The organism is Planococcus donghaensis MPA1U2 (genome assembly GCF_000189395.1).
GTDB classification, from domain to species: Bacteria; Bacillota; Bacilli; order Bacillales_A; family Planococcaceae; genus Planococcus; species Planococcus donghaensis_B.
Genome location: NZ_AEPB01000038.1, coordinates 92,277 through 104,241, shown reverse-complemented (window position 1 = coordinate 104,241; position 11,965 = coordinate 92,277). Strand labels below are relative to the sequence as shown.

Genomic DNA, 11,965 nt, shown 5'->3' with positions numbered 1-11,965 from the left:
TCCTAGATTAACGATGGACGTAGCAGTACTTCTACACCTTTAGGTGCATGAGCTGCTACCACTGCGTTGCCGTGCTGGATTGTAATCCAACCAAGTCCGGAAAACACAATGTCGGTTTTTGCATCTTTTATGCTAAATTCATGACGTACTAATTCTGGAAATTCGTCTTTGTATTCAGCTGATGGCGGTGCCAGCATATCGCCTAAATGCTGCTCGTATAAAGCATCGGCATTTTCTAGTTTCGTACGGTGAATGGGTAAATCATTCGCAATATGAACCGTGAATGAAGAACGTTCGCCTTTAATAAAATCAAAACGCGCCAATCCGCCTACAAATAATGTTTGTTCTGCATTCAATTGGAAGACGCGTGGTTTAATTTCTTTCTTCGGCATAATTTGCTTTAAATCTGCTGTTTTCAAGTGATGCGCTAATTGGTGATGATTGATAATTCCAGGTGTATCAAACAATGAACGTTTGTCATCTAATGGAATTTCAATCATATCCAATGTCGTACCTGGGAAGTGAGAAGTCGTAATGACATCTGACTGGCCAGTTGCTTGTTTAATAACACGGTTGATAAATGTAGATTTCCCAACATTTGTACAGCCGACCACATAAACATCTTTGCCTTTGCGGTATTTCTCGATTGCTTCCATTGCTTCTGGAACTCCAGTGCCTCTGTGAGCGCTGACCGTTAACACATCAATTGGCTGCAAACCTAATTTTCTTGCTTCTTGCTTCATCCAGTGAATCAATTTATGTTGTTTAACCGATTTCGGCAATAAATCCGCTTTATTGGCAATCAATAAAATATCATTATTCCCCACAAAACGGTGAAGACCCGGAAGCCAGCTGCCATTAAAGTCAAAAATATCAACAATTTTCACGATCAGGCCATCACGTTCACCTAGCCCATTTAAAATCCGTAAAAAGTCATCATCCGTCAACGATACCGGTTGAAGCTCATTGTAATTTTTTAAACGGAAACAACGCTGACAAATAATTTCTTCTTTTTCTAATGAAGACGGAGGAGCATATCCTACCTCTTCTTTGTTTTCAGTTTGAATCTGTACACCGCATCCGATGCAAGTTGGCATTTCACTCAATTTTTTTCCTCCCACATCAATTGTCCTTTTTCTTTCAATTTCTTCATAATTTTGCGTTCGACTTTCCGATTAAAACGGGTAAAAAAGCCGTCTGACTGAGCCACTGGCAATACAAGAATGGTATGCATCTTATTCAAATTGCCACCAAAAATATCCGTTAGCATTTGATCTCCAATGACCACCACTTGCTCGCGTTTAGCTTCCATTATGCGAAGCGCTTTTCTAAAAGCACGCCCCATCGGTTTACGCGCTTGGTATATAAACGGAATGCCCAACGGGTCTGCAAACGACTTGACGCGCAATTCGTTATTGTTTGAAACAATCACTACTTGAATGCCGGCATCTTTCATTGATTTCAACCAGTCAATTAATTTCGGCGTCGCATCCGGACGATCCCATTCAACAAGCGTGTTGTCTAAATCCGTAATGATGCCTTTAATATTCTTTTCAACTAAAGTTTCTGGCTTTATGTCAAAAACCTCTTTTACATACTCACTTGGTACAAATTTTTGATACACTGCTACTCACTCCTGTTTTCCGAACTTAATTCTATTGATTATACCATATTTCCTAATGCTTCTCCCACCTTGATCCGTTGTCCGTTAGACATATCTTCGACAAATTTGATGGAGTTCGCTTCAAAAAACAGCACAACCGTTGATCCAAAACTAAAATAACCCACTTCGCTGCCTTTTCGCCAGTCGCTGCCCGTTTCCGTTAATTTAATCGAATTAACAAACATCGCACCAACTTTAACGACTAACATGTTGCCAAATCGAGTTTCTAATTCGGTAATCATACGATAATTACCGCTAAGTGGCGCTTTTCCGTACTGAAGTCCCGCTGCATTTACCGGATATGATTTTTTTCCAAGCACATATTGTTTCTTCACGTCGCCGTTAACCGGACTGTGAATACGATGATAATCGGCAGGTGACAAATAAAGAACTACGTATTTTCCTTGCTGATATTGGTTAGCCAATTCTTGATCGCCTAACAAGTCTGCCAAAGAATAATACTGACCTTTTACTAGAAACTGTGTATCGCCTTTCAAATCTCCAGCAATTTCAATTTTCCCATCTACTGGAGATACTAAGACATTGTCTGAAATTGGACGACTTGTTGTTGTTAACTTTCGAACAAAAAAGTCATGGAGAGTTGGAAAGCTTTCTACCGGTTCTTTTATATCTTGTGTTGAAATTTGGTATGTCTTTATATATCCCGGAATAAACCGGCGACTTTTAGGAGACTTTGCAAATTGACGAATCAGATTAGAAGTGAAAGCGCCGTTCGTTAGTTCAATTGAACGTTGGTACAAGTATTTTTTCATAGAGATGCCTCCGTTGCTAAAATAGTCTACCATTTTTTTACCTTTCACAGTATAATAGAGTGAACAAGTTTTCAAAAAGAAGGAGTGTTTTCCATTGTTAATTACAGAAAGAATGGATCACACCATAAAAAAGCTAAGGTCGCAAACCGCTAATACCATTACAGTTGGCAATATGCTGTTTGGCGGAGCTTCTCTTATGGCAACTTTAAATGGATCTTATAGCTATAGTGTGCTATTTATATTTATTGCGGCTTTTTTGGACCGCTTTGACGGTATGGTGGCAAGAAAATTCAATCAAGAATCAGATTTAGGTAAACAACTCGACTCAATGAGCGATATTCTATCTTTTGGTGTTGCACCCGCAATCTTAATATACCAACTCGTGTTATCAGACTTTGGATTTGTTGGAATGGTGTTTACAGTTTTTTATATTTCTGCTGGCGCTTTTCGTTTGGCGCGTTTCAATATCTCAGAATCCACTGGGTATTTCACAGGATTGCCAATTACTGCTGCAGGAACCGTCGTAACTTTATCGTATTTCGGTATTACGCTGTTCTCACCGGTCGTTTATATGTTCTTGTTTATCATCTGCGCTTTATTAATGGTCAGTACTTTTACATTGAAAAAAGTTTAAAAAGCTGAAGACGTTGAGAAAACGTCCTCAGCTTTTTTATTTTGGCCAATTCCATTCAATATTAAATGCGTGAAGCTAATTGACTGATGACGTTAAAGACAATTTCAGTTGAATGTTTTGCAGCTTTAGGCAAGAATTCCTCGAATGATACGGAAGATTCTTTCCCTGCAATATCCGATAATGCACGAATTACGACAAACGCTACGTCAAACTGATAACAAACTTGTGCAACGGCAGCTGCTTCCATTTCAGCAGCTTTCATCGTTGGAAAGTCTGCGCGTACTTTTGCAACGCGCTCAGGATCGTTCATAAACGAATCACCCGTCGCAATTAAACCGACTGCATACTCATGTTGCCCCATATCTTTTACCGCTTTAATCGCTAGTTCTATCAATTCTTCATTAGAAGTAAATGCAGCAGGCATTTGTGGCACTTGCCCCATTTCATAACCAAACACGGTAACATCTACATCGTGATGACGAACTTCATCTGAAATGACTACTGCGCCCACTTCAAGTTCTTCGTCAAATCCACCTGCAGAGCCAATATTGATAACAATGTCCGGCTGGTATTGTTGAAGTAAAATAGTTGTAGACATGGCAGCATTTACTTTACCGATACCGCTCTTTAGTAAGACAATTTCTTGCCCTTCGTATGTACCTAACGTAAATTCACATTTCGCAATTTCTTCCGTACGCGCATCATCTAACTTACTTCTCAATAATTGAACTTCTTCTTCCATCGCACCAATTACACCAATTTTCATTTGACCATTCCTCATCTCTCTTGAATATTCTCGTTCATCTAATTATTGTCAAAATCATAAAAAAAAGACGCCTTTTTAGTAGGCGCCTTTCAAGGTGTTTAAGACGTCCATTTTAACTGGTTTCCAGCCTTCGCCGTCAACCCATTCTAGGTGGACACGGTATTTTTCTGATTCGTCTTTTGACTGCACAGTAGCGACTGACTTTTGTGGACCTCCGCCATTTTTGATCATCATAACGTACATATTATTAGCGTCTAACCCTGTCGCGTAAGAAACGGCCTTCACTTTTTCATTCCAGTCTTGTGAATCTTTTTGATAAACTGAGACATGATCACCTTTTTGGTCGGTGCCTATTGGTTCCCAGCTCGTGTTGATCACTGTTTCTTCTACAATTGGATCACTCGAATCTTCACGAGTGATCGTTCCACCTTTTATAGCATCTTCTTTTTCTTTTTCTTCTTCAGCTTTTTTCGCTGCTTCTTTTTCTTCATCTGTAGGTTCAGCTTGTTCTTCGTTAGTGTCTTCGCTATCTCCTGAGTCGCTCGTTTGTTCATCGGTTTCAGATGAAATTACTACATCTTCAGGTTCTTGAGCCTGATCATTTCCCCCGCCAAATAGCATCGATACGCCAATAATGAGAATCAATGCAAATACCAAACCGATCATAATATTTAAAATCGTGTTTGACCGATTTTTCTTTTTCTTCAAACGAGAGGGATACGGTTTTTCTTCGTTAGTCATTAGATGTCCCCCTTTCTTAATAGTTTACCACTAAACCCGTATGACAAATTTGACGTTTCAACTAAAATTTCGTTTCAACTAATGTTTTGTTAATGAGAAACAGCCATTCTTTTTACAGAATGGCCGCTTTATTACATGATTGACAGAATTTTGATTTCCATTTCTCCGCCCGGCGTTAACACTTTAACATGCTCACCGATTGTGCGGCCGATCATGCTTTTCGCTATTGGCGAATCATTCGAAATACGACCTTCTAAAGGATCTGCTTCTGCTGATCCAACAATTGTATAAGATTCTTGATCGCCGTCTGGAACTTCAATAAATGTAACAGTCGTTCCTAAACGAACGATATCTTTGTTTAATTCGTTTTCATTTATGATAACAGCGTTGCGAATCATCGATTCAAGTGTTGAAATGCGACCTTCTACAAAAGCCTGGTCTTCTTTTGCTGAATCGTACTCAGCGTTCTCAGATAAATCACCGAAATCACGAGCGATTTTAATACGTTCTACCACTTCTTTACGTTTAATCGTTTTCAAAAAGTCTAATTCATCTTCCAACTTCTGCTTTCCTGCAGCTGTCATTGGAAATTGTTTTTCGTTAGCCATTCTTCCCACTCCTTCAACTGCTGACCTGGATGCCTGCATCCGTCAGTCTCGTATCATCATATTATAGTTTTACAATCTATTCAAGAATAGTTTTAATTTTTGTAACCATTAAATCAATCGCTACTTCATTTTGTCCACCTTCAGGAATAATTACATCTGCATAACGTTTTGTTGGTTCTATAAATTGGTTATGCATTGGACGAACAACCGTCAAATATTGTTCAATAACTGAATCAATGGTCCGCCCACGCTCATTAATATCACGCAATAAACGACGGATAATGCGAAGGTCACCATCTGTATCTACGAATAATTTAATATCCATTAATTCGCGTAGACGTACATCTTCAAGCACTAAGATTCCTTCTAAAATAATAACATCTTTTGGTTCAATAATTACGGTTTCTTCTGCACGTGTATGTACCGCGTAATTGTATATTGGTTTTTCGATTGGACGGCGCTCAAGCAAATCGTTAATGTGCTTGATTAGCAAATCTGTATCAAAAGCTAATGGATGGTCATAATTCGTTTCTAAACGTTCTTCAAAAGCTAAGTGACTTTGATCTTTGTAATAATAATCTTGTTCGATAACAACTACTGAGTTTTCTTTAAACACTTCATAGATTGAATTCGTTACACTCGTTTTTCCCGAGCCCGAACCCCCTGCGATCCCAATAACGACCGGTCGTTTTTTAGACATATCATTTAGCTCCCTGCAAACATCTTTTTAATGTGCTTATTTTTTTCTACAAATCATGATGCCGTCACCCGACGATAATAATTCCGTATCATAACGGGGATCATTCAGCATATGTTCTTTAAAAGTCGCCAGATTACGAATCATCGTCCGCTTTCTTCTTGGCACTTCTGATAGCGGTATATCTGAAAGACCATGCATAGCCATATTATCACAATATATGATGCCGCCTTTTGCCAACAAAGCTTCATATTTATCAAAAAAGCGCTCATATTGACCTTTTGCCGCATCTATGAAGATCGCATCATATTCAGGCTTTAACACATCAAGCGAAAGTTCTAATGCATCTGCATGAAAAATGCGGATGCGCTCTCCAAAGCCTGATTGCGCGATAAATTCTAATGCTTTTTGATAGCGTGAATCATCACGCTCAACCGTATCTACTGTACTAGTTGGCAAAGCCTCGGTCATTTTAATCGCGGAAAATCCGATTGCTGCACCAATTTCAAGAATTTTTTCAGGCTGTTGGACTTTTAAAAGTTCTATAAGTTCTCCAATGCCTTGATTTTCCATAATGGGTACATGATACGCGACAGCATAGTCCTGAATCGCTTGTAGCGTTGTGGATAATTGATTGTTCACCATACAAGAAAGCTCCTTTTCGACTACGCAAAAATCAATTCAAATATTATCATAAAAAGAGAAGGAAAGCGAGGACGCTTCCTTCTCGTGGTTCTTAATTGCCGATATATTTATCTCGGTTAACCAAATGTTGTTCATATGTTTTAGCAAAATGGTTTTTGCCTTCTTGATCAGCTAGGAAATAGAAATATTCGGTTTCAGCAGGGTCGATCACTGCATCAATCGAGGACAATCCAGCATTTGCGATCGGCCCCGGTGGCAATCCTTTGTTTTGATAAGTGCTGTATGGATGCTCAAATTCATAATCGGTATTAAACAAACGATCTTTATGCTCACCCATTGCATAAAGCACGGTTGGATCTGTTTGCAACAGCATGTCGATTTCTAAACGATTATAAAAAACGCTTGCGATTGTTTGACGGTCCGATTGTGCAGTTGCTTCTTCTTCTAATAAAGAGGCAAATGTTAACAACCAATGCGGAGATCGCTTTTGTTCTTCTAATACAGGTTGATATTGCATTACATTTGCTTGTGTTGTATCAAGCATTTGTTCAATGAGTACTGTTAGAGGTGGATTTTCTTCATACACAGGATAAGTGGCAGGAAATAAATAGCCCTCAAGCGCGTAGCGAATATTTTCACCAAGTATTTCATCTGTTAATAAATCGGGATACTTGATCATTAATTCTTCAATATATGCAGGATCTTGGATTTTCTCTAAAAATTCTTCCGACGTATAGTCGGTTTTTTTAGCGATAACATTTTCTGCAATTTCTTCTACGGTTAAGCCTTCCGGCACATTGATGGTATAAAGAGGTTCGTGATACACTTTACCCGTTTTCAAACTCTCTGTAATTTCATCCAATGTCATCGATTGCACTAAGTCATATGTGCCTGCTTGAAACTCGGATTCATTTTTAAATTTCACATAATATTTATAAACCCGTGCATCTGCAATCACATTATTTTCTTCAAGCAAAGCTGCAATGCCGTCCAAACTCGAACCAATGGGTACTTCCACCGTAATAATTTCTTCTGAATCCGGATCAACCGGTTCTAATGCGTTGGAGATGTAGTTATACGTTTGAAAGCCTGCAATTCCTATAATTATTAATAGGACTAGCGCAATTATAAAAACAATGCGTCGGACGACTCTCACTTCCTTTTTCTTTTCTTTCATGCGTTCAAACATGATGTCTTTTTTTGTCTGCTTTTCCACGGGTTTTCCCCCTAGCTTTTCTGTTCTACAGAAGTTGGACTATTTTTGTACAACTTCTATTAGTATACAAGAAAAGTGCACAAAAGAAAAAGACGGAATCAACAATCAATTCCGTCCTTCACATTTTAAAGCTCTTCGTTTTCTTCTTCTTCGTCAAGGAACGTGTTTAACATTTCTTCGATCATGTCCCACTCTTCATCAGTTTCTACTGGACGAAGCTCTCCGCCACCTACTGTAGTATCATCTGATTCAGGGTTTTCAGTGAATGAAGATGCATGAATTTCAATTTCGCCTTCTTCATCTTCTTCAGCGCCAACTGGGAAATACAAAACATATGATTTTCCGAAGTCTGCTGACTCAAATGTAAATAGTACCTCAAATAGTTGCTCGTTGCCGTTTTCGTCTACGACTGTAATGTGTTCTTGTCCGTGTTCCATTTACGTCACCTCATTATTTTTTAAAATCAAGATAACCTTGCAATATCATTACTGCTGCCATCTTGTCGATCACTTTTTTACGGTTTTTACGGCTGACATCTGCGGAGATCAACATCTTCTCTGCTGCCGACGTCGTTAGCCGCTCATCCCAAAGCACCACCGGTATACTATACGCTTCTTTTAACAAAGCTGCAAACTTTTCGGATGCTTCAGCACGTGGCCCAATTGAATTGTTCATGTTCTTCGGATAGCCAACTACCGCTTCGGTCACCTCGTATTGCTTTATCAGTTCACCAAGGCGTTCCATTCCGAATTCTTCAATTGCTTCGTTTATTTTGATGGTTTCAATTCCTTGGGCTGTCCAGCCCATCGGATCGCTTATGGCAACTCCGATTGTTTTTGAACCAACATCAAGACCTATTATGCGCATCATTATTCCTCGTTATTCTTTTTAATATAGAACTTTACAAGCTCTTCTAGAATTTCATCTCGTTCCAGTTTGCGAATCATATTTCGCGCATCCTGATGGCGAGGAATATAAGCCGGATCACCTGATAATAAATATCCGACAATCTGATTGATCGGGTTGTAGCCTTTTTCTTCAAGTGCTGAATGTACCTGAAGCATTACTTGCTTGACTTCTTGTTCCATCGACTCATCAGACGAATCGAATTTCATTGTGCGATCAAATGAACTCACGACAAGCACCTCGCTTTCGGATTTTGAATAGAAATAATTGCTCCTGCTGTCTGTTTTTCATTATAACCGATAGCGCAGATTTATTAAACCTATTTAACTAAGCTGTAAACCGATTCTAGTGCTTCGTCTAATTTACTTGCATCTTTAGCGCCTGCCATTGCCATATCTGGACGGCCGCCACCTTTACCGCCACATTGCTCTGCTACGTGCTTAACAATTTGTCCTGCATGATAATCGCCACCAGCCAAATCTTTTGTAACTCCAGCTGCAAGCATTACTTTATCACCATCTGTTGCTCCAAGTACAATCACCGCTTTGTCCATTTTCGATTTCAAGTCATCTAGCAATTGACGCAATTGGTTATTATCTTTTGCTTCTACTTTAACCGATAGCACGGTAATATCGCCCACTTTTTGAGCTGCATCTAAAATGCCTGCAGATTGTGCATTAGAAATCTTCGCAAGCAAGGACTCATTTTCACGCTGCAATGATTTCATTTCTGCTTGAACTGTTTGTACTTTTTGAACCATATCTCTAGGAGATGATTTTAATAGTCCAGCTGCGTTTTCTAAAATAGTTTCACTATCTTTTAAGTTTTCATATGCACCTTTACCTGTTACTGCTTCGATTCTGCGAATTCCAGCACCGATACCGCCTTCAGATACAATTTTAAATAATCCGATTTCAGACGTATTTAATACGTGTACACCGCCACAAAGTTCTAGCGAATAGCCACCAATTTCTACAACGCGAACTACATCTCCGTATTTCTCGCCGAACAATGCCATCGCGCCCATTTCTTTCGCTTCTTGCAAGTTGTAGTAACCTGTTTGAACTGCAATGCCGTCCCATACTTTTTCATTGACGATTTGTTCAATCGTTTCAAGTTCTTCTTTTGTCACTTGACCAAAATGAGAAAAGTCAAAACGAAGACGGTCTGGTCCAACATATGATCCCGCTTGGTTTACATGGGTCCCTAAAACGTCTTTTAACGCTTGGTGCAATAAATGTGTCGCTGTGTGGTTTTTCACCGTATGACGACGTTCTGAAGCATCTACTTGCGCTTGTACGGACGTTTTCGTCAATTCTCCCGTATTAACACGGACAGAATGCAAGTTTTGACCATTAGGTGCTTTTTTAACATTTAATACAGAAGCTTGAACGAAATCATTACTCAAAGTTCCGCGATCGGCAATTTGACCACCACTTTCTGCATAAAATGGTGTTTGATCTAAAATAACTTCCACTTCTTCGCCTTCTTGTGCACTATCAACAAGTTCTCCGTCTTTAATGATGAACAAAACGTTAGCGTCTGATACTGTTTGGCTATAGCCAATAAATTCACTAGCTTCTTTTATATTTCCTAACACTTCGGATTGAGACTGCATCGAATTGACGTTTTGACGCGCATTTCGTGCACGGTCACGTTGTTCTTGCATTGCTGTTTCAAACCCTTTGTGGTCTACCGCCATGCCTTCTTCTTCTGCGTATTCTTCCGTTAATTCAACCGGGAAACCATACGTATCGTATAAACGGAAAGCATCTTCTCCTGGAATTTCATTTTGACCAGCAGCTTTTTGTTTTTCGATGACAGACGACAAAATAGTTAAGCCGTCATGAAGCGTTTCATGGAAACGTTGTTCTTCGAGCTTCATCACGCGAATAATAAAGTCTTGCTTCGCGTTAACTTCTGGGTAAAAGCTCTTCATTACGTCGCCAACAACTGGTACTAAGTCATACATAAATGGTTGTTCCACACCTAGTTTTTTCGCAAAACGAACAGCACGACGCAACAAGCGACGCAATACATAGCCACGGCCTTCGTTTGACGGAAGCGCTCCGTCCCCAATCGCAAACGCCACAGTACGAATATGGTCAGCAATTACTTTAAATGCCATGTCCATTTCCGCATTTTCTCCGTATTTCTTGCCAGAAATTTCTTCTGTTTTTTTGATAATTGGAATAAATAAATCAGTATCGTAGTTAGTTGGCACGTCTTGCGCCACACAAGCCATACGCTCTAATCCCATTCCTGTATCAATGTTTTGTTTTGGAAGTAATGTATACGTATGATCTGGGTTGTGATTAAATTGTGAAAATACCAAATTCCAGATTTCTAAATAACGTTCGTTTTCGCCGCCTGGGTATAATTCAGGATCGCTTATGTCGTTGCCATAGCTTTCGCCGCGATCGTAGAAGATTTCAGAGTTTGGACCACTTGGACCTTCTCCTATATCCCAGAAATTCCCTTCTAAACGAATGATCCGTTCAGCTGGTACACCTACTTCATTCAACCAAATTGCGTATGCTTCTTCATCTTCTGGGTGAATTGTCACCGATAGTTTATCCGCATCAAAACCAATCCATTTTTCGTCTGTTAAGAATTCCCAAGCCCAATGAATGGCTTCTGTTTTAAAGTATTCACCGATTGAGAAGTTCCCTAGCATTTCAAAAAATGTATGGTGACGCGCCGTTTTCCCAACGTTTTCAATATCGTTCGTACGAATTGATTTTTGTGCGTTGACGATACGCGGGTTATTTGGAATCACACGTCCATCAAAATATTTTTTTAAAGTAGCAACTCCACTGTTGATCCACAAAAGAGAAGGATCTTCAAAAGGCACTAGTGGTGCACTTGGCTCCTGGTCGTGCCCTTTTTCTTTAAAGAAATCAATGTACATTTGTCTAATGTCTTCAGCTTTCAAGTTTTTCATCTTTTTTCCTCCTCTACAATATAAAAAGCCCCCATCCCAAAAAAGGGACGAAGGCTTTATTTCGCGGTACCACCCTAGTTACACAAAGCTGGTTGCAATGTGTCTCTCGAACACCTTAACGCGGTTCAACGGCAGGGATTAGCTGCACTCCGGAGTAGCTTTCTAAAATCGAATGTCGTCGGTACCTTTCAGCCTAGGGTCCCGTTTCTGTCCGGATGCGATTTTATACTGTCTCCATCAATGTGTTTGTCTATCAGTCTAATTTGAATTATAGAAAAAGCTTTGTGGGATGTCAATAGTGACGTAAAGAAATCGCTCCAGACGGACGCGTTCCGGGGACACGGCTTCAGCCGCTTCCCTCGCTGTGCTCAG

The 11,965-nt window shown here is 39.7% G+C and carries 14 protein-coding genes; 1 reads left to right on the top strand and 13 read right to left on the bottom strand.

Translation table 11 applies throughout. From position 1 onward, the window contains the following. Positions 1-2 precede the first annotated feature (2 nt). From yqeH to GPDM_RS11520, 3 genes are read right to left on the bottom strand one after another with little or no spacing between them, the layout of a single operon-like run. Positions 3-1,106 (bottom strand): ribosome biogenesis GTPase YqeH, encoded by a 1,104-nt coding sequence (yqeH, locus tag GPDM_RS11530; protein ID WP_008431571.1) that lies wholly within the window; start codon positions 1,104-1,106, stop codon positions 3-5. Continuing rightward, positions 1,103-1,624 (bottom strand): YqeG family HAD IIIA-type phosphatase, encoded by a 522-nt coding sequence (locus GPDM_RS11525; protein WP_008431570.1) that lies wholly within the window; start codon positions 1,622-1,624, stop codon positions 1,103-1,105. Before GPDM_RS11525 ends, yqeH begins: the two co-directional genes overlap by 4 nt. A 38-nt stretch (positions 1,625-1,662) precedes the next feature. After that, entirely contained in the window at positions 1,663-2,436 is a 774-nt protein-coding gene (locus tag GPDM_RS11520) for a phosphatidylserine decarboxylase (protein WP_008431569.1), read from the bottom strand. Positions 2,437-2,530: 94 nt separating this feature from the next. Between GPDM_RS11520 and pssA the strand changes: the two genes are divergently transcribed. Beyond that, positions 2,531-3,070, top strand: coding sequence for a CDP-diacylglycerol--serine O-phosphatidyltransferase (gene pssA, locus GPDM_RS11515; RefSeq protein WP_008431566.1), 540 nt, complete (start codon positions 2,531-2,533; stop codon positions 3,068-3,070). A gap of 61 nt (positions 3,071-3,131) precedes the next feature. Here the strand turns inward: pssA and mtnN are convergent, their stop codons facing one another. From mtnN to alaS, 10 genes are all read right to left on the bottom strand, one after another. Beyond that, positions 3,132-3,836, bottom strand: a complete 705-nt coding sequence (gene mtnN, locus GPDM_RS11510) for a 5'-methylthioadenosine/S-adenosylhomocysteine nucleosidase (RefSeq protein ID WP_008431565.1) — start codon at positions 3,834-3,836, stop codon at positions 3,132-3,134. Positions 3,837-3,911: 75 nt separating this feature from the next. Continuing rightward, a complete protein-coding gene (locus GPDM_RS11505; RefSeq protein ID WP_008431564.1) occupies positions 3,912-4,577 on the bottom strand; it encodes a DUF1510 family protein in 666 nt (221 codons plus the stop codon). Positions 4,578-4,708: 131 nt separating this feature from the next. Then, entirely contained in the window at positions 4,709-5,185 is a 477-nt protein-coding gene (greA, locus tag GPDM_RS11500; RefSeq protein WP_008431563.1) for a transcription elongation factor GreA, read from the bottom strand. A 76-nt stretch (positions 5,186-5,261) separates the two neighbouring features. Further along, complete coding sequence (gene udk, locus GPDM_RS11495; RefSeq protein ID WP_008431562.1) at positions 5,262-5,885, bottom strand: uridine kinase; 624 nt, start codon at positions 5,883-5,885, stop codon at positions 5,262-5,264. Positions 5,886-5,921: 36 nt separating this feature from the next. Then, a complete protein-coding gene (locus tag GPDM_RS11490) occupies positions 5,922-6,527 on the bottom strand; it encodes an O-methyltransferase (protein ID WP_008431559.1) in 606 nt (201 codons plus the stop codon). A gap of 91 nt (positions 6,528-6,618) precedes the next feature. Continuing rightward, a complete protein-coding gene (mltG, locus tag GPDM_RS11485) occupies positions 6,619-7,743 on the bottom strand; it encodes an endolytic transglycosylase MltG (protein ID WP_008431558.1) in 1,125 nt (374 codons plus the stop codon). Between the two features lie 125 nt (positions 7,744-7,868). After that, a complete protein-coding gene (locus tag GPDM_RS11480; protein WP_008431556.1) occupies positions 7,869-8,180 on the bottom strand; it encodes a DUF1292 domain-containing protein in 312 nt (103 codons plus the stop codon). A 13-nt stretch (positions 8,181-8,193) separates the two neighbouring features. Then, a complete protein-coding gene (gene ruvX, locus GPDM_RS11475; RefSeq protein WP_008431553.1) occupies positions 8,194-8,610 on the bottom strand; it encodes a Holliday junction resolvase RuvX in 417 nt (138 codons plus the stop codon). Positions 8,611-8,612: 2 nt separating this feature from the next. Further along, the gene (locus GPDM_RS11470) at positions 8,613-8,879 is read right to left on the bottom strand and encodes an IreB family regulatory phosphoprotein (RefSeq protein ID WP_006828732.1); all 267 of its coding nucleotides are present in this window, start codon (positions 8,877-8,879) and stop codon (positions 8,613-8,615) included. An 89-nt stretch (positions 8,880-8,968) separates the two neighbouring features. Continuing rightward, complete coding sequence (alaS, locus tag GPDM_RS11465; RefSeq protein ID WP_008431551.1) at positions 8,969-11,593, bottom strand: alanine--tRNA ligase; 2,625 nt, start codon at positions 11,591-11,593, stop codon at positions 8,969-8,971. Positions 11,594-11,965: the final 372 nt, after the last annotated feature.